Annotated in this window: 21 protein-coding genes; 15 read left to right on the forward strand and 6 right to left on the reverse strand. The window is 64.9% G+C overall.

What is annotated here, in order from left to right; genetic code table 11:
- Nucleotides 1-3: 3 nt before the first annotated feature.
- Nucleotides 4-303 (reverse strand): Asp-tRNA(Asn)/Glu-tRNA(Gln) amidotransferase subunit GatC, encoded by a 300-nt coding sequence (gatC, locus tag AAG813_RS16555; RefSeq protein ID WP_341916804.1) that lies wholly within the window; start codon nt 301-303, stop codon nt 4-6.
- A 260-nt stretch (nt 304-563) separates the two neighbouring features.
- Between gatC and AAG813_RS16560 the strand changes: the two genes are divergently transcribed.
- The 4 genes from AAG813_RS16560 to mrdA all read left to right on the forward strand — a co-directional run bounded on the left by AAG813_RS16560 (nt 564) and on the right by mrdA (nt 5,212).
- Nucleotides 564-1,607: a rod shape-determining protein gene (locus tag AAG813_RS16560; protein ID WP_077592290.1), complete on the forward strand. Its 1,044-nt coding sequence runs from the start codon at nt 564-566 to the stop codon at nt 1,605-1,607.
- 78 nt (nt 1,608-1,685) lie between these two features.
- Entirely contained in the window at nt 1,686-2,606 is a 921-nt protein-coding gene (mreC, locus tag AAG813_RS16565; protein ID WP_341916808.1) for a rod shape-determining protein MreC, read from the forward strand.
- Entirely contained in the window at nt 2,603-3,121 is a 519-nt protein-coding gene (gene mreD / locus AAG813_RS16570) for a rod shape-determining protein MreD (protein WP_341916809.1), read from the forward strand. Before mreC ends, mreD begins: the two co-directional genes overlap by 4 nt.
- A gap of 57 nt (nt 3,122-3,178) precedes the next feature.
- On the forward strand, nt 3,179-5,212 hold the full coding sequence (gene mrdA / locus AAG813_RS16575) for a penicillin-binding protein 2 (protein ID WP_341916810.1): 2,034 nt from the start codon (nt 3,179-3,181) through the stop codon (nt 5,210-5,212).
- Between the two features lie 13 nt (nt 5,213-5,225).
- On the opposite strand, the gene AAG813_RS16580 is transcribed toward mrdA, so the two are convergent.
- Nucleotides 5,226-5,984, reverse strand: coding sequence for a TSUP family transporter (locus AAG813_RS16580; protein WP_341916811.1), 759 nt, complete (start codon nt 5,982-5,984; stop codon nt 5,226-5,228).
- 658 nt (nt 5,985-6,642) lie between these two features.
- Between AAG813_RS16580 and AAG813_RS16585 the strand changes: the two genes are divergently transcribed.
- From AAG813_RS16585 to AAG813_RS16595, 3 genes are all read left to right on the forward strand, one after another.
- On the forward strand, nt 6,643-7,842 hold the full coding sequence (locus AAG813_RS16585) for an ammonium transporter (RefSeq protein ID WP_096699310.1): 1,200 nt from the start codon (nt 6,643-6,645) through the stop codon (nt 7,840-7,842).
- Nucleotides 7,843-7,856: 14 nt separating this feature from the next.
- Nucleotides 7,857-8,321 carry a hypothetical protein gene (locus AAG813_RS16590; protein ID WP_341916862.1) on the forward strand — a complete coding sequence of 155 codons (465 nt, stop codon included), beginning with the start codon at nt 7,857-7,859 and terminating at the stop codon, nt 8,319-8,321.
- Between the two features lie 193 nt (nt 8,322-8,514).
- The gene (locus AAG813_RS16595) at nt 8,515-9,342 is read left to right on the forward strand and encodes a PhnD/SsuA/transferrin family substrate-binding protein (protein WP_341916812.1); all 828 of its coding nucleotides are present in this window, start codon (nt 8,515-8,517) and stop codon (nt 9,340-9,342) included.
- Nucleotides 9,343-9,411: 69 nt separating this feature from the next.
- On the opposite strand, the gene AAG813_RS16600 is transcribed toward AAG813_RS16595, so the two are convergent.
- Nucleotides 9,412-11,712 (reverse strand): response regulator, encoded by a 2,301-nt coding sequence (locus tag AAG813_RS16600; RefSeq protein WP_341916814.1) that lies wholly within the window; start codon nt 11,710-11,712, stop codon nt 9,412-9,414.
- A 276-nt stretch (nt 11,713-11,988) separates the two neighbouring features.
- On the opposite strand from AAG813_RS16600, the gene AAG813_RS16605 reads away from it, so the two are divergent.
- Complete coding sequence (locus AAG813_RS16605) at nt 11,989-12,444, forward strand: TIGR02281 family clan AA aspartic protease (protein WP_341916815.1); 456 nt, start codon at nt 11,989-11,991, stop codon at nt 12,442-12,444.
- A gap of 193 nt (nt 12,445-12,637) precedes the next feature.
- Nucleotides 12,638-13,414: a hypothetical protein gene (locus AAG813_RS16610; RefSeq protein ID WP_341916816.1), complete on the forward strand. Its 777-nt coding sequence runs from the start codon at nt 12,638-12,640 to the stop codon at nt 13,412-13,414.
- Nucleotides 13,415-13,435: 21 nt separating this feature from the next.
- On the opposite strand, the gene AAG813_RS16615 is transcribed toward AAG813_RS16610, so the two are convergent.
- The 3 genes from AAG813_RS16615 to AAG813_RS16625 are packed head-to-tail and all read right to left on the reverse strand — an operon-like array spanning nt 13,436 to nt 17,030.
- The gene (locus tag AAG813_RS16615) at nt 13,436-15,196 is read right to left on the reverse strand and encodes a GMC family oxidoreductase N-terminal domain-containing protein (RefSeq protein ID WP_341916818.1); all 1,761 of its coding nucleotides are present in this window, start codon (nt 15,194-15,196) and stop codon (nt 13,436-13,438) included.
- Between the two features lie 38 nt (nt 15,197-15,234).
- Nucleotides 15,235-15,510, reverse strand: coding sequence for a hypothetical protein (locus AAG813_RS16620; RefSeq protein WP_341916819.1), 276 nt, complete (start codon nt 15,508-15,510; stop codon nt 15,235-15,237).
- 2 nt (nt 15,511-15,512) lie between these two features.
- Entirely contained in the window at nt 15,513-17,030 is a 1,518-nt protein-coding gene (locus AAG813_RS16625) for a CoA-acylating methylmalonate-semialdehyde dehydrogenase (RefSeq protein WP_341916820.1), read from the reverse strand.
- A 129-nt stretch (nt 17,031-17,159) separates the two neighbouring features.
- Between AAG813_RS16625 and AAG813_RS16630 the strand changes: the two genes are divergently transcribed.
- The 6 genes from AAG813_RS16630 (at nt 17,160) to AAG813_RS16655 (ending at nt 22,570) form a co-directional block, all read left to right on the forward strand.
- On the forward strand, nt 17,160-18,146 hold the full coding sequence (locus AAG813_RS16630) for a LysR family transcriptional regulator (protein WP_341916822.1): 987 nt from the start codon (nt 17,160-17,162) through the stop codon (nt 18,144-18,146).
- 190 nt (nt 18,147-18,336) lie between these two features.
- Entirely contained in the window at nt 18,337-19,491 is a 1,155-nt protein-coding gene (locus AAG813_RS16635; RefSeq protein ID WP_341916823.1) for an ABC transporter permease, read from the forward strand.
- Nucleotides 19,488-20,276 carry an ATP-binding cassette domain-containing protein gene (locus AAG813_RS16640; protein ID WP_341916824.1) on the forward strand — a complete coding sequence of 263 codons (789 nt, stop codon included), beginning with the start codon at nt 19,488-19,490 and terminating at the stop codon, nt 20,274-20,276. The genes AAG813_RS16635 and AAG813_RS16640 overlap by 4 nt, the downstream gene beginning before the upstream one ends.
- Before the next feature lie 34 nt (nt 20,277-20,310).
- On the forward strand, nt 20,311-21,264 hold the full coding sequence (locus tag AAG813_RS16645; protein ID WP_341916825.1) for an MlaD family protein: 954 nt from the start codon (nt 20,311-20,313) through the stop codon (nt 21,262-21,264).
- A complete protein-coding gene (locus AAG813_RS16650; protein ID WP_341916827.1) occupies nt 21,261-21,956 on the forward strand; it encodes an ABC-type transport auxiliary lipoprotein family protein in 696 nt (231 codons plus the stop codon). Before AAG813_RS16645 ends, AAG813_RS16650 begins: the two co-directional genes overlap by 4 nt.
- Nucleotides 21,935-22,570, forward strand: coding sequence for a cyclic nucleotide-binding domain-containing protein (locus AAG813_RS16655; RefSeq protein WP_341916828.1), 636 nt, complete (start codon nt 21,935-21,937; stop codon nt 22,568-22,570). The genes AAG813_RS16650 and AAG813_RS16655 overlap by 22 nt, the downstream gene beginning before the upstream one ends.
- Nucleotides 22,571-22,577: the final 7 nt, after the last annotated feature.

Consider the following 22,577-nt stretch of genomic DNA (forward strand, 5'->3'; position numbering starts at 1 on the left):
CGCTTACTCAATCACTTTGGGGACTAAAAACAGGCCACGTTCGACTGCGGGTGCGCTTTTCTGGCTTTCCTCGCGCTGGTTGGGCTCGGTCACGACGTCGTCGCGCAGCCGGAGGGCCACCTGGCCCAGGACGGCGGCAGGGTGGGCCAGCGGTTCCACGCCCTCGGTGTTGACGGCGTCCATCTGTTCGACGAGGGCAAAAAAACCGTTCAGCTGCCCGAGCGTGTGCTCGGTCTCGTCGGGGCGCAACTCCAGCCTTGCCAGGTTGGCGACGCGGGCGATGTCTTGGGATGTCAGTGCCATGGATAAAACAGGGGCCGAAACCGGGTGTAAAGATGAAATAATGGGCAGCGGGCCGCCCGGTGATTTTCAGGGGATGCGTTATTATCCCGCCTTTGATGTGAAATCAGGGTTGGATGCACGCTTTAGGCGCGGTTTGCGCTCTGGAATCAAGGTGTTGCCCCATTTTCCTGTGGATCTACTCTTTTTGACCACTCACAATAATCACAAACGGCGATAGAGCAACGAAGATTGCTCCATGCCCAAAACCGGACTCCCTCACCATGTTTGAAACATTCCGTCGGTATTTTTCCACCGACCTGGCGATTGACCTCGGTACCGCCAACACCCTGATTTTTGTACGCGACCGCGGCATTGTGCTGGACGAGCCTTCCGTCGTTGCGATCCGCCATGAAGGCGGCCCGCAAGGCAAAAAAACCATCCAGGCCGTCGGCCACGAAGCCAAGGCCATGCTGGGCAAGGTTCCCGGCAACATCGAAGCCATCCGGCCGATGAAAGACGGCGTGATTGCCGACTTCACCGTCACTGAACAGATGCTCAAGCAGTTCATCAAGATGGTGCATCCGCGCAGCTTCTTCAAGCCGAGCCCGCGCATCATCATCTGCGTGCCCTGCGGCTCGACCCAGGTCGAGCGCCGCGCCATCCGCGAAAGCGCCCTGGGTGCCGGCGCCAGCGATGTGTACCTGATTGAAGAGCCGATGGCGGCTGCGATCGGCGCCGGCTTGCCGGTGTCGGAAGCCAGCGGCTCGATGGTGGTCGACATCGGCGGTGGTACCACCGAGGTCGGTGTCATCTCGCTGGGCGGCATGGTCTACAAAGGCAGCGTGCGTGTCGGCGGCGACCGTTTCGACGAGGCGATCATCAGTTACATCCGCCGCAACTACGGCATGCTGATCGGCGAGCCGACGGCCGAAGCCATCAAGAAAAACATCGGGTCGGCCTTCCCCGGCTCCGAAGTCAAGGAGATGGAAGTCAAGGGCCGCAACCTGTCCGAAGGTGTGCCACGCAGCTTCACCATCTCCAGCAACGAGATCCTGGAAGCCCTGACCGACCCGCTCAACAACATCGTCAGCGCCGTGAAAACCGCGCTCGAACACACGCCGCCTGAACTCGGCGCCGACATCGCCGACCGCGGAATGATGCTGACCGGTGGCGGTGCCCTGCTGCGCGACCTGGACCGCCTGCTGGCCGAGGAAACCGGCCTGCCGGTGCTGGTGGCCGAAGACCCGCTGACCTGCGTGGTGCGCGGTTGCGGCATTGCACTGGAGCGCATGGACCGCCTCGGCTCCATCTTCACCTCTGAATGAGTCAGGGCGCCGGGTGCGCATGATCGCCTGCCCTGCGTCGTGCCAGTCCCGGCCCTGCGGCCCGTTTGATACCTCACCATGCCTTTAGGAACCCTGGACCGCACACCGCCCCCGTTTTTCAAACAGGGGCCGTCGGCCTTGTCCAAGCTGATGTTTTTCAGCGCGCTGGCCCTGTTTTTGATGGTGGCCGACCTGCGTTTCAAGATCACCCAGCCCATCCGCGCGGCCGTGGCGACGGTGCTTTACCCCGTGCAGTGGCTGGCCCTGCAGCCGGTTCGTGCGGCGCAGTACGGCGGAGGGTATTTCACTGCCCTGAGCCAGGCCCGCACCAGCGAGGAGGAGGCCCGCCAGAAACTCGCCACCCAGTCGCTGCGCGCCAGCCAGGTCGAGCAGCTCGCCCTCGAAAACTCGCGCTTGCGAAAGCTGCTCGACCTGCGCGAACAGGCGGCCCTCACAGGGCAGGCCGCGCAGGTGCTTTACGACGCACCCGACCTCTACACCCGCAAGGTCATCATCGACAAAGGCATGCTGCAGGGGGTGGCGCTCGGTTCGCCGGTGGTGGACGAGTCCGGTGTGCTGGGCCAGGTCACCCGCGTCCATCCCCTGGTCAGCGAGGTCACGTTGGTGATTGACCGCGACCTGGCCATTCCCGTGCTCAACACCCGGACCGGTGCGCGCAGTGTGGCCTTCGGCGAGCCGACCACCCATGGCGGCGGGCTGGAGCTGCGTTTCATGGGCAGCAATTCGGATGTGCAGCAGGGCGACCTGCTGACCACCAGCGGTGTCGACGGCCTTTATCCGCCGGGGCTGCCGGTCGCGAAAATCGACCGGATAGAGCGTCGTGCCGAATCCGCGTTTGCCCGGATTTACTGCACACCGCTGGCCCAGGTCAACGCGGCTGTCCATGTCATGGTGGTCAAGCCCTTGTCTGGCGAAAAGCTGCCTGCTGCCGCCGCAGACCCCGCGCCCGTGGCTGTCAAAAAAGGAGCCGGCAAATGATCATGCCCTCTGGCCAGCAACTGCTGCTGCCCGCCAACCCGTTGTTCATCTGGACCAGCCTGATCGTGGCCCTGTTGCTGGACATGCTTCCCCTCGGGCGGGTGCCCTGGATGCCGGATTTCCTGGCACTGGTGCTGGTGTTCTGGAACATCCACCAGCCGCAGCGTGTGGGGATCGGTCTGGCCTTCATGTTCGGGCTGGGCATGGACGTGCACCAGTCAGCCCTGCTCGGCCAGCACGCGCTGGCCTACACCGCCCTGAGCTTTTTCGCGACCATGATCCATCGCCGCCTGCTGTGGTTCACGGTGCCCTCCCAGGCGCTGCAGATCCTGCCGCTGTTCGCTGTGGCGCACGGTGTGGAAATCACCATCCGCATGATCAGCGGCGGGGTGTTCCCCGGCTGGCTGATGCTGCTGGCGCCGCTGGCCGAGTCCCTGCTGTGGCCGGTGATCAGCGTGATGCTGCTGGCGCCGCAGCGTCGGGCGCCGAATCCCGACCAGAATCGGCCACTATGACCCCCCGCGCGTTGCGAATGGGGGCACTTTTTCCGTCGGCCTTGAGTCCTACTTGCCATGACTGAACTCAGGAACGTCGAGGCGGACCTTTCGCGTTTCCGCGCCCGGGTGCTGGTGGCCGGGCTGGTCATCCTGTTCGCCTTCATGCTGCTGGCGGCCCGCCTGGTATTCCTGCAGGTGGTGCGGCACGATGACCTCAACGAACAGGCCGAGAGCAACCGAACCGCGGTGGTTCCCATCGTGCCCAACCGCGGCCTGATCCTCGACCGCAACGGCGTTGTGCTGGCTACCAATTATTCGGCGTACACGCTGGAGATCACACCCTCCAGGGTGGCCGATCTGGAGGAAACCATCGAGGCGCTGGGCCGGCTGGTGGAGATCCATCCGCGCGACAAGCGCCGCTTCAAGAAGCTGCGCGAGGAGTCCCGCAACTTCGAGTCGCTGCCGATCCGCACCCGGCTGACGGACGAGGAAGTGGCCCGTTTTGCTGCCCAGCGTTTCCGCTTTCCGGGGGTCGACATCAAGGCGCGCTTGTTCCGCAGCTACCCGTACGGCGAACTGGCCAGCCACGTGGTCGGTTACATCGGGCGCATCAACCGGTCGGAAAAGGAGCGGATCGAGGAGACCGACGAGCAAGGCAACTACCGCGGTACCGACTACATCGGCAAACTCGGCGTCGAGCAGAGCTTTGAAGCCCAGCTGCACGGCAACACCGGCGTCGAGCAGGTGGAAACATCGGCCGGTGGCCGCGCGGTACGCAAGCTGGCCAGCACGGCGGCGGTGCCTGGTGACACGGTGATGCTGTCCATCGACATCAAGCTGCAGAAGCTGGTGGAAGACATGTTTGGCGACAGGCGCGGTGCACTGGTGGCCCTGGACCCGTCCACCGGGCAAGTACTGGCCTTCGTCAGCAAACCGACCTTCGATCCCAACCTGTTTGTCGATGGCATCGACAGCGAAAGCTGGCAGGCGCTCAACGAGTCGATCGACAAACCGCTGCTCAACCGCGCACTGCGCGGAACCTACCCCCCCGGTTCCACCTACAAACCCTTCATGGCGCTGGCGGCGCTGGAGTCCGGCAAGCGGCAACCCGGCAGCATCACCAACGACACCGGGTCCTGGATGTTTGGCGGCCACCAGTTCCGCAGCCACGGGGCGGGGCTCGGCCCGGTGGACATGCACCAGAGCATCGTCAAGTCGAGCAACGTCTACTATTACTCGCTGGCCAATGACCTCGGCGTGGATGCCATGCACGATTTCATGAAGCCGCTCGGCTTCGGGCAGATCACCGGCATCGACATCAATGGTGAAGTGCGCGGCGTGCTGCCCAGCCAGGAGTGGAAGCGCAAGACCTACAAGCGGGCCGACCAGCAGAAATGGTATCCCGGGGAAACCATTTCCCTGGGCATCGGCCAGGGCTACAACGCGTTCACCATGCTGCAGCTCGCGCAGGCCACCGCCACGGTAGCGAACAACGGCGTGCGGCACAAACCGCAGCTGGTGATCGCCACGCAAAACCCGATGACGCGGGCCATCGAACCGATTGCGCCGCAGCCGGCGCAAAACCTGGGCTACAAACCGGAGAACGTGGCGGTGATCCGCAAGGCGCTGGTCGGTGTCACGCAGGAGGGCACGTCGACCCGCGTGTTTGCGGGCGCCGGCTACCTCAGCGGCGGCAAGACCGGCACGGCCCAGGCGGTGGGCGTCGGCCAGAAAGACAAGTACGACGCCCGCAAGCTCGAGGAGCACAAGCGGGACCATGCCCTGTACATGGCCTTTGCGCCGGCAGATCATCCGAAAATTGCGCTGGCGGTGGTGGTGGAAAACGCGGGTTTCGGTGCGGCCCATGCGGCGCCCATTGCCCGGCGCGTGTTTGACTACGTGCTGCTGGGGCAGTATCCCAATGAGGTCGACATGGCCGCCGTGCAGAAGGGGCTGGCGGCCGCACCCATCGGCAAGCCGCGCCTGGCGGCTGAAATGACGGGCGTGCTGGCCGGCACCACGACAGCCGCCAACCCCGCCAAGGCTGCGGCGATTGCCGAAGCCCTCAGCAAGCTGCCGCCGCCGGTGCCCTTGCCCGACGCCGATTAGCGCAGGAACGGCGCTATTTCACGAAGGCGTCGAACCCGGTTTTCAGGATCAGTGCGCTGACCACCACGATAAACACCACACGCACAAAACCGGCGCCATGCTTGAGCGCCAGCCTTGTACCCAGCAGGCTGCCCACCACGTTGGCCAGCGCCATGGTCAGCGCGAAATGCCACCAGACATGGCCCTTGTAGGCGAACAGCAGCAGGGCCGCCAGGTTGGTGGCGGTGTTGAGCAGCTTGGCTGAAGCCGAAGCGGTCAGGAAGTCGTAGCCCAGCCAGCGCACGAACAGGAAGACAAAAAAGCTGCCGGTCCCCGGGCCGAAAAAGCCGTCGTAGAAACCCAGCAGGATACCTATGGTGCAGGCCGCCCAGGTTTCGGCGCGACCGGAAAACCGGGGTGCGTGGGTGCGCCCCAGGTCCTTGCGCACCAGGGTGTAGAGCAGCACGGCCAGCAGTACAAACGGCAGTACCTTGCGCAGAAAGCCCGGGGAAATCACGGTGACCAGCCAGGCGCCGGCGAACGAGCCGGCAAAACCGGCCAGTGCGGCCGGCAACAGGGCGGCCCAACGCATGTCCACACGCCGGGCGTATTGCACGGTGGCCACCGCCGTGCCCCAGACCGACGCGCCCTTGTTCACGCCAAACAAGGTCGCCGGATGGGTGGTGGGAAACACGGCAAACAGGGCGGGCACCAGGATCAGTCCGCCGCCTCCCACGATGGAATCTACAAAACCCGCCAGCAGCGAGGCCAATGACACGATCAGTAATTCCATCGGTGAATTGTCTCATTGGCCTCGCCGGCGGCCGGTGGCCGGCGAGGCCCCGCATGGCGGGTGATATGGATCGGACGGGCAAAAAAAAAGCGCCGGGGTGACCGGCGCTTTGTAAAAAACATCTCTCTGGATGCCAATTCTGTTCTGTTCTGTTGTGCTTGTGCGAGTTTGTCTCCTCGGCCCTCTGCGAGCAGCTAGGCTCGTATGCAGATCACTGAATGTAGTGTGCGCACCCACATAGTGCATCGGGACTTTCCCTTCCCTGTCCCAGGAGTCCTTACTCCGCCGGCCAGCCGCCAGCATGTGTCGGAACAGGGCACCGGCGGCATGGCACGACTTATGCCTGTTACGAGATGTTCGGTCCATTCGGCATCTATCGGAAATCACCATGCACCACAAGCGGTTCGTCACATTGGGTTGGGTTCTCGGGCTGCTGCTGGCCGCCCCATTGGCCGGGGCGCAGACGCCGGCGCCTGCAGAGGCAGCGTCCGCCGTGCCGGCTGCCAGCGCGCCTGCCGAACCGGTGACGCCGGCGCTGACCGCGCAGCCTGCCCCCACTGCGACCCCAGCCCCTGTTCCTGCGGTCCCGGTCCCCGCCCCCCTGACCCGCCCGGGGCTGGTGGCTGCCGATACCCTCAACGGCGCCGACACCGCCTGGATGATGACCTCGACGGCGCTGGTGCTCCTGATGACCTTGCCGGGCATCGCCCTCTTTTACGGCGGCATGGTGCGCAAGAAAAACGTGCTCAACACCATGGCCTGCGTGGTGGCCATTTGCGCTGTCGTCAGCCTGCTGTGGTTTGCCGTCGGTTACTCGCTGGCCTTCACGCCGGGCAGCGGCGCGTTGGGCCATTACATTGGCGGCGGCGAGCGACTCTGGTTTGCCGGTCTGGACTATGTCAAGGACGCGCAGAAAGTGGCGGTTAGCCACATTGCGCCGAACATCCCCGAGTCGGTGTACGCGATGTTCCAGCTGACCTTTGCCATCATCACCGCGGCACTGGTGGTGGGTGCGTTTGTGGAGCGCATGCGGTTTTCCGCGATGCTGTGTTTCATCAGCCTGTGGACGCTCGTGGTCTATGCACCGATTGCGCACTGGGTCTGGGAACCCAATGGCTGGCTGGCCCAACTTGGGGCGCTCGATTTTGCCGGTGGTTCCGTGGTCCACATCAATGCCGGCGTGGCGGGGCTGGTCTGTGCCTACGTGCTCGGCCCGCGCCGCGGCTACGGCCGCGAGGCCTTCACGCCCTTCAACCTCGGGCTCACCATGGCCGGTGCCGGCATGCTCTGGGTCGGCTGGTTCGGCTTCAATGCCGGCTCCGCCGTGGCCTCCGACGGCCGGGCCGGCCTGGCGATGGCGGTGACACACATTGCCGCCGCGGCCGGCGCCCTGTCATGGATGGCCGCCGAGTGGATGGTTCGCAAGCGGCCCACCTTGCTCGGCCTGTGTTCGGGGCTGGTCGCCGGGCTGGTCGCCATCACCCCGGCCGCTGGTTTTGTCTCGCCGCGCGCCGCGCTGGCCATCGGGCTGATTGCCGGCGTCGCCTGCTACTGGGGGGCGACCGGCCTCAAGCGTCTGCTCAATGCCGACGATTCCCTCGATGTGTTCGGCGTGCACGGCGTGGGCGGCATCGTCGGTTCGCTGCTGACCGGCGTGTTTGCCAGCAAAACCATCTCGGGCGTGGAAGGCAGCGTGCTGACCCAGGCCATCGGTGTGGGCGCCGTGCTGTGTTACAGCCTGCTCATGACGGCGGTGGTGCTCTGGATCACGTCGCTGGTCTTCAGCCTGCGGGTCAGTGACAGTTCGGAGTCCGACGGCCTGGACATTGCCCAGCATGCCGAGCGGATGGGCACCTGATGGAGGACCCTGCCATGCCTTCCAGCGAAAAAATCGCGATTGCTGCACACCTGCATGTGTTGCTGCGCAGAAAGACCGGACGGGTGACCGACACCGAGTGGATGGCGACCAATGCGGACTATGCGGCCGAAATCGTCCGCTTCTCGCGCGAGAAGGCGGCCGAGGATGGCCACATCGATCTCGGCGTCTGGGCCGACCGGCTTGAGGAGATCATGGCCTCTCCGGAGGTCAAGCCGCGTGTGCCGCTGGTCAGGATGATGGCCGATGCGGTCAAGGAGCGCAGCGAGGCGCCACCAGCGGCTGCCGCGCCTGTGCCGGACCGGCAGGGTGCCCGCTCGGTCAACACCGAGGAAGAGGTTTATCCCGAGTCGGGTTTCATCGAGTCCACGTTCGGCACCTTCTTTGGCGACAGCGAGAAACGCCGCGAGCGCGAGCCGCGCGATCCGGATGCGCCCCGTTATGTGAAGGGACTGCGCTGAGCGGCTCCTGCTTGTGTTGCCTGTTTCACACGCCTTGCGTCTTGCAAGCAAGCCTATAGTTTGCTTTGGCAATCTGCACTAAGTGAAATGGCTACAGCGCACGTTGCTGAGTGACAACGGGCGCGAATTTGCGGGAGTGGCGGCAGAAAACAGTCGCTAGGATGAGCCCTTTTATTCATCCAAGAGGTTGCTTATGAAGGCTGTCTTGCTGACCTTGATCCTGGGCACTTGCATGACCTGGACCAGTGTGGTCCGGGCTCAGCCCCAGGCCCAGCAACTGGTACTGGGCATCAGTGAGGGCACCTCCGGGGGGCTTGATCATGCCCAGGTAATTACGAAGTACCAGGGCCTGGCCGAGGTGGTGGCGCGCGCCATGAAAGCCAGGGTCAGCGTGGTGTTCGCGCGCGAATTCAAGCAGCTCGAAGAGGGCATGCAGACCGGGCGTTTTGATTTTGTCATGGCCCGGCCCAGTGACTATCCGGCCCGCGGGATGCGCGACTACGGCTACAGCTACATCGCCAGCACCAAGCCCGACGGGCAATGTTTCATCATTGTTCCGAAGGGCTCGACGCTCCAGTCCATTGCCGACGTCAAGGGCAAACGCATTGCGCTGCCGGAACAGGTGGCCTACATGTCGCGGTTTTGCAGCGCAGAGCTGCGCAACCAGGGGATTCATCTGGACAAGGAAAACGTGCAGTTTGTGCGTGAACAGGCGGCCGTCGGGTTTTACCTTGACAACAAGTTTGCCGATGTCGGGGGAGTCGCGTCTTATTCAGGCATCGCCAAAAAGTGGGAAAAAGACGGCAACCGCATCCTGCACAAAAGTGTGGCGCAACCCTATTTCCCGCTGGTTGCCCACAAAAGGATACGGCCGGAGCAGATCAAGGCCATCCAGGCCGAACTGCTTGCCCTGCCCGACAGCGAGTCGGGTCAGGAAGTGCTCAAGCGCATCGGCATCCAGCAGTTCGACACGGGCTCCGAAGCCCGCATGCGCGAGTTGCTCAAGTGGCTCAATATCTGACGCATTTTCCAATGCATCGGCGCCGTGACCTGAAGGGGAGCCGCCGGGATCTGCGCGCCCGGCGCACCACTAAGGTTTGGCGCCGGCCAGGGTGAAATAAAAACAGGCGCCCTGCCCGGGTGCCGAGGTGGCCCAGATACGTCCGCCATGGCGCGTGACAATGCGGCGGGCAGTGGCCAGGCCAATGCCGGCACCGGCAAATTCGCCGGGGGCGTGCAGGCGCTGGAAGGCGGTGAACAGCTTGTCGGCATACGCCATGTCGAACCCGACGCCGTTGTCCCTCACGGAAAAAATCAGCTCGCCATGGGGGCCCGGCTCGGCGTCCACCGTGATCTCGGCGTCCACCCGCGTCGACGTGAACTTCCAGGCATTGCCCAGCAGGATGTTCAGCAGGTGCAGCACCAGCCCGGCGTCGGCCTGCACGGCCGGCAAGGCCTGGATCCGGATCGCCACCTGGCGCTCCGGGTGCTGCTGCTGGAGTGATTTCAACACCGCACCGGCCATGGCGCCCAGGTCCACCTGCTCACGGCGGGACTGCATGCGCGACAGCTGCGCCAGCGCCAACAGGCTGTCGGTCCGTTCGTTCATCTGGCTGACCCCGGCACGGATGCGCTGGAGGTAGTGCCTGCCGCGCTCGCTGATGCCGGCCGCCATTTCCTTTTCCAGCAGCCGGGTCATGCCGTTGATGGCAATGTAGGGCTGGCGCAGGTCATGGGCCAGCGCCTGCGAGAAAGCCTGCAGCTCCACCGTAGCGGCCGTGAGTTCGGCCGTGCGTTTTTCCACGCGGGTTTCGAGTTCCGCGTTGAGCTGCAGGATCTGCTGCTCCGCCAGCTTGCGCTCGGTGATGTCGCGCAGGATCACGCTGACCTGCACGTTGCCTTCGCTGTTCACATGCTGCGACGAGGAGGCCTCGGCCGGAAAACGCGTGCCATCCCCGCGCACACAGACGAGTTCGCCGCGGAACCTGGCGGAGCGGCTGACCTGCATCATCAGCCCGGCCATGCGTGGATCCGTGCCGTCCACCAGACCGGCGATGCCTGCCGCCCTGATGTGTTGTTCGCGCATCCCGAACATGGTGCATGCCGCCTGGTTGGCGGCGAGCACCGTGCCATCGGGCAGGCTTTGCAGAAAGCCGTCCAGGCTGGTTTCGACCACCAGCCGGAAACGCTCCTCGCTGATGCGCAGGGTGTCCTCGGCGGCGAGCAGGCTGCGGTGGCGGCGTGCCCGGCTCTGCGCTGCGGAGACCAGCGTTGCCGGGGAGACCGGCTTGGTGATGAAATCATCCCCGCCCTGCCGAAGCGCCTGGGCCTGCCTGTCCAGGCTGGTTTCGCCGGACAGGAAAATGATGGGCACCCGGACGAACTCGGGCTGCTGCCGGATCAGGGTGGCCAGTTCGATCCCGTTGCATTGCGGCATGTGGATGTCGCAGGTGATCAGGTCGGGCTGGAAATCAACCAGCGGCGCCATGACCTGCCAGGGTTCGGTGACGATGCAGGTCTGCATGCCTGCGGACTGCAACACACCGGCATACAAGGTTGCCAGTGCTTCGTCGTCCTCCACAATCAGTACCCGATAGGGCTGCGTCGGCTCCGCAGAGGTGAGCTGGTCCAGCAGGGCCGTGATGGCCCGCACCTCCAGGGGCTGCGGGAAATAGCCCGCCGCTCCGGCCCGCACGGCGGCCAGGCGGGTCTGGAAGTCAGAGCCGCCGCCCATGAGCAGCAGCGGCGCCCTGCCTTGGGTGGCCGGGCCGGGCGCGGCCAGCACCGCCCGTGCCAACAGGGCGTCTGCGGAAAAAGTGATGTCGGCAAGAATGGCCGCTGGCGCCTCCTGCAGGGCCGCCAGCTCTGCGTCAGCGGGCTGGCCGAACACGCGGATCTGGTAGCCACCGAGGCGCAACTGGTCGGCAAGCTGGCCGGCCGCGACCCGGTCGGGATCGATGAGGTGAAGCAGCCGTGCCGGCCCGGCGGGCTGTGGCACAGCGGCCTCACTGCTGGCGGTGAAGGCCGCCGCCGGAATGTCAGCGGCAGGCTGGTCCGCGCTTGCCGCGGCTTTCAGGGCCTGCAGGCTGGCTTCCAGCGTGAGGCGATCGCCGGCACCGGGAAAACCCGGGACACCGGTGTTGTCCGAGAGAAGTTTCTCGAGCGCTGCTGCCGCTTCGCTGACGGCAGGAAAACCAAAGGTGCCGCCAGAGCCCGCCAGCTTGTGGGCCTGTGCCAGCGCAGACAACGCAGCCTCCTGGCCGTTGATTGTGTCGGTACCGCCACCCAGCTGTCGCAGCGCTGCTTCCAGCGCACTGATCTTTTCCGGCAACCCGGCCGCATACAGCGCGCGCTGGTTCTGCATGTAAAGGGCAAGGCTGGTGGTCGGCATCAAGGCATGGGGGTTGTAAGGGGGGCTGGTCCATTATCGGGCTCGCGGCGGCGTGGGCGGTGTTTTGGCGAGGGCCTGTTAATGCTATTTCTGCATTTGCAAAAATAGCATTAACAGGCCCTGCGCCCGACGTATCATGGGCCCCGGGGCGCAAGGCGTCCCGAGCCCCTCCGTGCAGGCAACCACCAGCCAAGCCAACTTCCCATGAGACATCCGGACAGCAAAAGCACGAAACAGGCCGGCTCGGCCGGTGCGGGCCTTCGGTGGGGGCCACTGATGATCCTGCTTTTCTGGCTGGCGGTCATGGGCGCCCTGTACGCCGTGATGCGCCAGGTGTTGAAGCCGCCGCCGCTGACCGTTTCAGTGAGCGGGGAGCTGGTGATTCCGCGCGCCCGGGACGGCCACTTCTACGCGCGGGGGCAGGTCCATGGCCAGCCTGTCACTTTTCTGGTGGACACCGGCGCCTCGCTGGTGGTGGTCAGCCAGGAGTTTGCGCGGACCGCCGGTTTGGCGCCTGGCGAGGCGACCACCTTCCGGACCGCCAGCGGCGAGCTGCAGGGCCGGATTGTCAAGGGTGTCACGGTGTCGGTCGGGCCGGCCAGCGTCTCAGGCACACGCGTGGGCGTGGGGCTGGTGGGGCCCGATCCCGCGATGGCCCTGCTGGGACAGAGCTTTCTGTCCCGGTTCGAAATCGTGCTGTCCGGGGACAACATGGTGCTGCGCGGCAAATAGTGGGCCCATGGTTTTCATTTTTGCGTTGAACCCGCAGCACCGATAAGTCTCAGGTTTTCTCCCTGGCCGCCACGCTGAAGACCGGACGGTAAATAAGTTACCACCACCCCGGTAATTGATGACTGACAGCGGCGCAATATCGTCCTACGAGGACTTCTGTTCAGCTCTACCGGCTGACCGCAGGAGATCCCCCATGATGCGAGCCATCGTCACCTTTTTGATCAGCGTGTTGGCCTGTGCATGTCTGCCCGCCGCGGCTGCGGATATTCAGGCTTACCAGCGCGGTGTGTTGATCCGGGGGACCATCGAGAAAGGCGACTACGACAGGATCATCGAGTTCGTCCGGCACCCCGACAACTACGGGCGCTTTGCGCGCATGGTTTACCTGGATTCGTCGGGCGGTGATGTGGTGGAGGCCATCAAGATCGCCCATCTGCTGGACAAGAGTTACGCCGCCACCCACGTGGCCAGTGGCGCGCGCTGCTACAGCGCCTGTTTCATCCTGTGGATGAGTGGCGTGACCCGCCATGTGTCCAGCGGTGCCACGCTGGGGGTGCACCGCATCCATGTCCAGCTCAAGGAAGGCAGCATCGACCAGCAGTCGGCCTATGTCAGCCAGATCGCGCGCACGGTGGAAAACTACATGTCGGGGCTGGGCACGCCGCGCGCCATCCTGGACAAGATGAACGCCACCGCGCCGGCAGACCTGTTTGTGATCAGCCCGCGCTGGCTGGCCGAGCAACGGCTGCTGACCGCGGTGTCTTACCGGCTCGGTTTCATCGATGCGGCGCAGGCCCGCTGCGGCCCCGAACCTGTGGCGCAGGCCATGAAGGGCAGGGCGCCGCCGGCCGATGACGAGGCTGAAGGCTGGGTCGCGCAGATCAAGAGCTGGATCACCTGTGCTGACGAGTTGCGTGCCAGTAATCAGAGAGGCGAAGGCTTGACCATCGCCGCGTTGCTCGGGCAATAGCGGCAGGATGGCGGCTGCGCCTTAAAAGCCGTCCCGTATCCATTGCGCGGCTTTTTCCGCAATCATCAATGTCGGTGAATTGGTGTTGCCGCTGGTGATCAGCGGCATCACGCCGGCATCCACCACACGCAGCCCGGTCACCCCGCGCACCCGCAGATGCGAGTCCACCACCGCCATGGGGTCGTTTGCTGTGCCCATTTTGGTGGTGCCCACCGGGTGGAAGATGGTGGTGGCAATGTCGCCGGCCAGCCGCGCCAGGTCTTCATCGCTCTGGAACTGCACGCCGGGACGGAACTCTTCGGGCTGGTAGCCGGCCAGGGCGCTCTGGCTCACAATGCGGCGGGTGACGCGCAGGGAGTCGGCCGCCACCTTCCGGTCCTCGGCGGTGCTGAGGTAGTTGGGCGCGATGGCGGGCGCGTCTTCAAACTTGCCGCTCTTGATCTGAACGGAACCCCGGCTCGTGGGGTTGAGATTGCAGACGCTGGCGGTGAAGGCGTTGAAATTGTGCAACGGCTCGCCAAATGCGTCGAGCGACAGCGGCTGCACGTGGTACTCGATGTTGGGGTAAGGCTGGTCCGGCGAGCTGCGCGTGAAGGCACCGAGCTGCGATGGCGCCATGCTCATCGGGCCGGTCTGTTTAAGCGCGTATTCGAGGCCGATTTTGGCCTTGCCCCAGAACGAGCTGCCCTGGGTGTTGAGCGTGAAGTTTTTTGCCTTGCTGCCTGCGAGAGGGTTGACCTTGTAGACCGAGCGGATCTGCAGGTGGTCCTGCAGGTTGGCGCCCACGCCGGGCAGGTCCACCAGCACCGGGATGCCGTGCTGTTGCAGCAGCGCCGCCGGGCCGATGCCCGAGAGTTGCAGGATTTGCGGCGAGCCTATGCTGCCGGCACTCAGGATGACCTCGCCGAGCTTGCCCTGCGCCCTGCCGGAGTCACGCGTGGCAAAGGCCTGCACCCGTTCGTGGCCGGTCCAGACCTCGACGCCGGTGCAGCGCTTGCTGCCGTCGTCCTGGCGCTCGATGACCAGCTTGCAGACCTGCGCGCCGGTCCACATCTCGAAGTTGGGGCGTGCAAAACAGGTCGGACGCAAAAACGCCTTGGCTGTGTTCCAGCGCCAGCCGCTTTTCTGGTTGACCTCGAAATAACCGACACCTTCGTTGTTGCCGCCGTTGAAGTCGTCGGTGGCCGGGATGCCCGCCTGCTGTGCCGCTGCGGCGAACGCATCCAGGATGTCCCAGCGCAGGCGCTGCTTTTCAACGCGCCACTCACCGCCCATCTTGCGTGCCAGGCCTTCGCTGGTGGCATGCTGGCTCTTGTGGCCATGCAGTCGCCGGAAGTTTTCATTGACCACGACCTCTGCCTTGCCTTTGGGTGCATCGAGTTTGTAGTGGTCCTCGTGTTTGCGAAAACCCGGCAGGACCTGGTCCCAGGCCCAGTCGTCGTCGCCGGTGAGTTCGGCCCAGCGGTCGTAGTCGCGCGCCTGGCCGCGCATGTAAATCATGCCGTTGATGCTGGAGCAGCCGCCCAAGGTCTTGCCGCGCGGGTAACGCAGCGTGCGGCCGTTCAGGCCGGCGTCGGGTTCGGTGTTGTAGAGCCAGTCGGTGCGCGGGTTGCCGATGCAGTACAGGTAACCGACCGGGATGTGGATCCAGTGGTAGTCGTCCTTGCGGCCGGCCTCGATCAGCAACACACGTTTGGACGCGTCCGCGCTCAGGCGGTTGGCCAGCAGGCAGCCGGCGGTGCCGCCCCCGACGATGATGTAGTCAAAGATGTTTTCGTTCATTTTTTATTGTGTTGCGTTGCTTTTCGAAGAACGATTGGTCAGATGAAGTTCAAAGCACGGACGATGAAGACGATGCCGACCAAAATACCCACGAGACCCAGGAGAGGTGTTGCCGCGAACCAACCGCCATATCTAACCCGAGCCGACTCTTTGATCGCCTGGCTCACTTCTTCATTTTTCATTGGCGGCATGCCGATCAATTTGTCCTGTTGATCAGCACGCATGCGATTCCACCAGTCACCCGCGCGCACCATTTCCACACCGATCCAGACAAGGGCCATACCAAGCCCCGCCCAGAACAGGGTCTCGACCATGCTTACTTGGCCGTTGGCATGACAAACTCTGCGCCCTTGCCAATGCTCTCGGGCCAGCGCTGCATGATGGACTTCTGCTTGGTGTAAAAACGCACGCCTTCCTCACCGTAGGCATGCATGTCGCCGAACAGGCTTTTCTTCCAGCCGCCAAAGCCGTGCCAGGCCATGGGCACGGGAATCGGCACGTTGATGCCGACCATGCCGACCTGGATGCGGCGTGAAAATTCACGCGCCACATTGCCGTCGCGCGTGAAGCAGCTCACGCCGTTGCCGAACTCGTGGGCGTTGATCAGGTTCACCGCTTCGGCCAGGTCCTTGACACGCACGCAGCCCAGCACCGGGCCGAAAATTTCTTCCTTGTAGATGCGCATCTCGGGTGTCACATGGTCGAACAGCGTGCCGCCCATCCAGAAGCCCTGGTCGCAACCGGCGCCTGCGCTTTGGCCGGTGAAGCCGCGGCCATCGACCAGCAGCTTCGCACCCTCTTTCACCCCGGTGTCGATGTAGCCGGTGATGCGCTGGTGGGCCGCGGCGGTCACGATGGGGCCCATCTCGGCATCGAGCTCGACCCCGTTCTTGACGACCAGGGTTTTGGCGCGCGCGGCCAGCATGGGCACCAGTTTGTCGGCCACATTGCCGACCAGCACTGCGACCGAAATCGCCATGCAACGCTCGCCGGCCGAGCCGTAACCCGCGCCTATCAGCGCATCGACCGCCTGCTCCAGGTCCGCATCGGGCATGACCACCATGTGGTTCTTCGCGCCGCCGAGCGCCTGCACACGTTTGCCATGGTGCGCGCCGGTTTCATAGATGTAGTTGGCAATCGGCGTGGAGCCGACGAACGACACGGCCTTCACGTCCGGGTGCACCAGCAGGGCGTCGACCGCCTCCTTGTCGCCCTGCACCACGTTGAACACGCCGTCAGGCAGGCCGGCCTGCTTGAGCAACTCGGCCATGTACAGGCTGGCGCTCGGGTCGATCGGGCTGGGCTTGAGGACGAAGCAGTTGCCGGCGGCGATTGCCACCGGGAACATCCACATCGGCACCATCACCGGGAAGTTGAAAGGGGTGATGCCGGCGACCACACCGAGCGGCTGGCGCAGCGTCCAGTTGTCGATGCCGGTGCTCACCTGGTCGGTGAAGTCGCCCTTGAGCAGCTGCGGAATGCCGCAGGCGAACTCGACGATGTCGATGCCGCGCGAGACCTCGCCCTGGGCATCGGTGAAGACCTTGCCGTGTTCGGCGGTGATCATGTGGGCCAGGGTGTCCTTGTTCTGGTTCAGCAGTTCGAGGAACTTGAACATCACCCGCGCGCGGCGGATCGGCGGCGTGTCGGCCCAGGCCGGAAAGGCGGCCTGGGCCGCGCTGACAGCAGCGTCCACCTCGGTTGCATTGGCCAACGCCACGCGGCCGGTCACGGCGCCGGTGGCGGGGTTGAAGACGTCCTGCGCGCGCCCGGAGTGGCCGGGCACGGTGCGACCGTTGATGGCGTGGCCTATGGCCTGGATACTGCTGTTCATATTTGGTTGGCTCATATCATTCATGGGGCGGTCTCCTGCAATTAACCTGTGACTAATCCAACAGATTAGCGGACTGGGCAAGTTTTTGCCACTTTGAATTTCTCAGAAGTGTTATAAATATTTCTAATAATGGACATCCAGACGCTCCGGATTTTTGTGGCGGTGGCCCGCGAGGGCAGCCTGTCGCGCGCTGCGGACAAGCTGGCCCTGACCCAGCCGGCCGTCAGTCTGCAGATTAAAGGCCTGCAAGCTGCCACGGGGCTGACACTGTTCAAGCGCAGCGCGCAGGGCATGAACCTGACGCGCGACGGCGCGGCCCTGCTGCCGCTGGCCGAAAAAGTGCTGGCCGCGCAGAGTGACTTCAGGAACGCCGCGGCCCGCCTGCACAGCCAGGTGCGCGGCCGCCTGCGCATAGGCACCATCCTCGACCCCGAGTTCACCCGGCTCGGGGCTTTCCTGAAGGTGCTGGTGGAAACCGCGCCCCAGGTGGAAACCGAACTGCGCCAGGCCATGAGCGGCGAGGTGCTGGCGCAAATCGACCGGGGTGAGCTCGATGTGGGCTTTTACCTCGGCACGCCGGCCCAGCCGCTCGGCGAGACCCGCGATTTCATGAAGAATCAGGCTGCAGACCTTTCCACACAAGCGTCAGCAGCTATACATTCAGGAGCGGATCAGGCGCCGGACCGGCCGGCGCGGTTTGCCGTCCGGGAGCTGACGCACTTCACCTACCGGGTGCTGGCGCCGGCGGGTTGGGGGCCGCAGGTGCGCGGCAAGGACTGGAAAGCGCTCGCGGCCCTGCCCTGGATTGCCACGCCGCCCGCTTCGGCGCACCACCGGTTGCTGGCCAGTGTGTTCGGCCCGCTGGGCGTCGAGCCGCACCGGGTGGCGCTGGTGGATCAGGAGGCGTCCATGCTGGACCTGGTCAAGTCGGGAGTGGGCCTGAGCCTGGTGCGCGACTCGATCGCGATCCGCGAGTCACATGCCGCCGGCCTGGTGATTGCCGACCAGGTCAGCCTGCAAAGCGTGCTGAGTTTTGTCAGCCTGAGCGCGCAGCGCCAGGCGCCGGTGGTGGCCAGCGCCTGGCAGGCGATCGACGCGGTCTGGGGCACGCAATGATTCCCGCTCTGGCCGCATTCACCGCGCCCTCGCTGTAGGACAGGGCGGGGTATGGATTGGGGACAAATGCTGTAGCGCCTGCGCCGGCCGCTGCCTTAATATGCAGTAAATGGGCGGCTGTCACGCGTGTGGACCGGAGCGTCGCCCTGTTCCGCCCATCGATCCCAAGCCGCTTGCACCTATCGACAACATGCCATCTCCGGAGGACGACGCCTCGCGCGAATCTGCTCCGCACATTGACCCGCAAGACACGCCCGAAGGTGCGTGTTATCTGGTGCTGGGCATGTGGACGGCCGCCGAGCTGACGGCCCAGCCGGCCTGGCAGGCCCTGACGCTCCAGCTGAACGCGCTGGATGCTGCGGCAGCCGGTACGGCCCTGTGGGACTTGCGCCAGATCGGGTCGCTCGACCATCTGGGTGCGCAGGTGTTGTGGGACCACTGGGGCCGCAAGTGGCCTGAGAAGCTGGAGGTCATGCCGCCCCAACGCGCGGTGCTGGACCGTGTGGCCCAGTTCAGCACCGACCGGCCCGAAGCACCGGCGCCAGGTTTCCAGGAAAATTTTCTGTCGCTCGGAAAAGGCGTGCTCACCGTGGTGGACCACGGCGCCGACCTGCTCGCCCTGGTGGGGCGGCTGCTGCTGAACCTGATCAAACTCGTCAAAAATCCGCGCGAAGGTCCCTGGCGCGACCTGTCCGGCCACCTGTACCACATCGGTGCGACGGCCCTGCCGATCACTGCGCTGGTCGGCTTCCTGATCGGGGTGGTGCTGGCCTACCTGATCTCGCAGCAGTTGCGCCAGTTCGGCGCCGACGCCTTCATCGTCAACATCCTGGGCATCTCATTGATCCGCGAGCTCGGGCCGGTGCTTGCCGCCATCCTGATCGCCGGGCGTTCCGGCTCGGCCATCACCGCACAGATCGGCGTGATGCGCGTGACCGAAGAACTCGATGCCATGCGCGTGATGGGCATTGCGCACAGCTACCGGCTGGTCATGCCGCGCGCCATGGCGCTGGCCATCGTGATGCCGCTGATCAGCGTCTGGACCACCATCGCAGCCCTGCTGGGCGGCATGCTCGCCGCCGACCTCGTTATGGGCGTGACGCCGTCCTTCTTCATCGATGCCCTGCCGGAGGCGGTGGACGCCGCCAACCTGACGCTGGCTACCGCCAAGTCGGTGGTGTTCGGTGTGCTGATTGCGCTGATCGGCTGTCATTTCGGCCTGCGTGTCAAACCCAACACCGAAAGCCTGGGTCAGGGCACCACGGCGTCGGTGGTCACCTCGATCACGGTCGTGATCCTGGTGGATGCACTGTTTGCAGTGCTGTTCAAGAGTATCGGCATATGAGCGACGCCATTGTTGACATCCGCGACCTGTGGACCGTGTTCAAAAACGGCAAGAAAGAGGCCGTCATTCACCAGGACCTGAACCTGCGCATCGAGCGCGGCGAGTTCATGTCGCTGGTCGGCGGTTCGGGGTCGGGCAAAACCGTGCTGCTGCGCGAGATGCTGGGGCTGGAGGCGCCGACCCGCGGCGAGATCACCGTGCTGGGCAAGCCGGCCGCCGAGCTGGGCAAACGCGGCGCCGCGCGCCGTGTCGGCATGCTGTTCCAGCAGGGCGCGCTGTTTTCGGCCTTCACCGTGCTGGAAAACATTGCCTTCCCGCTGCGCGAGCTCAAGACCCTGCCGGATGCGCTGATCCGTGAAGCGGCCATGGTCAAGCTGCAGATGGTCGGCCTGGCGCCCGAACATGCGGACAAGATGCCGGCCGACCTGTCCGGCGGCATGGTCAAGCGGGTGTCGCTGGCGCGTGCCCTGATCATGGACCCGCCGCTGCTGCTGCTCGACGAGCCGACCGCCGGCCTGGATCCGGAAAGCTCCGACAGCTTCTGCGCGCTGCTGCGTTCGCTGCACCGCGACATGGAGCTCACGGTGGTGATGGTCACGCACGACCTCGACACGCTGTTCGAGCTCAGCACGCGCATATCCGTGCTGGCCGACAAGCAGGTCATTGTCAGCGGCCCGCCGCGGGACGTGATTGCCTTTCCGCATCCCTTCATCCGCAACTTTTTTCTTGGCGAACGGGGCCAGCGCGCGATGGAGTTGCTGCGCGAATATCCCTTCACCGTCTGATGCATCGCTACAGCTATTAAGAGAGGTTTTCAAAATGGAAAACAAAGCCCATGCCATGGCCGCCGGCGCTTTTGTGCTGGTGGTGGCCGCGCTGCTGGCACTGCTGGCCGTCTGGCTGACACGCGACAACGGCGAGCGCCACCTGTACGAGCTGTCCACGCGCGAGACGCTCTCGGGCCTGCAGCCGCAGGCGCAGGTGCGTTTTCGCGGCGTGCCGGTCGGCAAGGTCGAGTTCATCGGTTTTGACCACAAGACCAAGGGCAATGTGCTGGTGCGCATTTCGGTCGATGTCGGCACGCCGCTGACCCAGTCGACCTTTGCCACCGTGAGCTCGCAGGGCGTCACCGGTCTGGGCTTCATCCAGCTCGAGGACGACGGCCCGTCGACGGTGCTGCTGGTGCCCAACGACGACGACCCGCCGCGCATCCCGCTCAAGCCGGGGCTGCTCGACAAGCTGCTGGGCAAAAGCGAGGTGATCATGGACCAGGTCGAGGCGGCCAGCATCAAGCTCAACAAGCTGCTCGGTGACGGCAACCAGCAGGCGCTGATGAGTGCTGTCCAGCAGTTCGGCCAGGCAGCCGACAACATCAACAAGGTGGTGCTGAAGCTGGACCCGGTGGTGGCGTCGCTGCCCAAGCTGAGCCAGGAGGCCAGCGTCACCATGAAGTCCCTCAAAACCGCGGCCGACGATGTGTCCAAAACCGCGACCGAGGTGGGCACCACGGCCGGGCGCCTCAACGCCAAGGGCGGGCCCCTCGACAAGCTGGCCGAAGGCGGCGCCGCCTTGACGGCGACGGTGGAGACCTTCAGTGCCGCCACCCTGCCGCGGCTGGGTGAGGTGGCCGAGGAAACCGCCCGCGCCATGCGCCAGCTCCGGCGCACCGTCAACGCGGTGGACGACAACCCGCAATCGCTGATTTTCGGCAATGGCCCGCCCACGCCCGGTCCGGGTGAGACCGGCTTTACCGCTCCCGGAGGAAAACCATGAATTCCATGAATGCTATCAAAATTGCAGCTGCTGGCACCCGCCAGTCAAGGGTCGGAGGCCGATTTGGCTTGATGGTTCTGGTGGTGTTGGCACTCGGCGCCTGTTCGGCCCTGCCGGACAAGCCGTTGCGCGCCGCGCTTTACGACTTCGGGCCCGGCCTGTCGAGTACGCAGCCCGCGACGCGGCAGGCGCCGCTGCCGCCGCTGGCGCTCAGCGACATTTCGACACCCGGCGGCGCGCTGGACAACCAGGCGGTGTTGTACCGGCTGGCCTACGCCGATGCGCAGCAATTGCGGCCCTACTCGCAGGCGCGCTGGAGCATGCCGCCCGCGCAGCTGGTGCGCCAGCGCCTGCGCGAAACGCTGGGCCGCGACCGGGCCATCTTCAACGCCGGGGAAGGTCCGGCCCTGAACCGCAGCGCGGCGCTGGGGGCGACGCCGCGCACGTTGCAGCTGCAGCTCGAGGAGTTCAGCCACCTGTTCCAGTCGCCGGCCAGCAGCACCGGCCTGGTGCGGCTGCACGCCACCCTGGTGGAGAACACGCCGAGTGGCGAAAAACTGCTGGCCCAGCGCTACTTCACGGTCCAGCGCCCGGCCACCAGCGCCGACGCGGCCGGCGGCGTGCGCGCGCTGACCGCGGCGACCGACGCCGCCATCGAGGAGATTTCGCAATGGCTGCAACAGACCCCCTGACTCCCGCCACGCCGCCTCCGGGCGCGACCACGCCTGCTCCTGAGGGCGCGGCGGGCACGCCGGCGGCCCGTCCCCTGGAAGACCAGCTGCGGCAGGCCGGGCTGGAGGTGCTGGGCAGCTGCCAGAAGATGTCCGGCCGCGGACCGGCGTTGCTGCAGCACTCGGCCCTGCTGGAAGACTTCACGCTCAAGGAGCTCGACACGCTCGGTGAAGCGATGCTGCTGATCCGCGCGCAGCCCGGGCAGGTGCTGATCGCCGAGGGAGATGCCGGCGACTGGATGCTGTTGCTGCTCAGCGGCACGGTCGACGTGACCAAAACCACGCCGGCCGACGACGACGGCCCGGATGCCGCGGACAGCAAGTCGCGCCTCGGCGTGACCACCGAAGGCGCGGTCCTCGGCGAAATGTCGATGTTCGACCGCGACGTGCGTTACGCCACCTGCACCGCCATCGACGCGGTGGAGGCCGCGGTGCTGAGCCGCGCCGCGATCGGACAGCTGATCCGCCAGCACCCCGGTGTCGGTGCCAAGCTGATGGTCAAGATCACCCAGCTGCTGGCCCAGCGCCTGCGCAACACCAGCAACCGGCTGGTCCGGTTGCTACAAAAAAAATAGCTGTTGG

Origin of the sequence: Polaromonas sp. YR568 (assembly GCF_943371715.1) — a bacterium.
GTDB lineage: Bacteria > Pseudomonadota > Gammaproteobacteria > Burkholderiales > Burkholderiaceae_C > Polaromonas.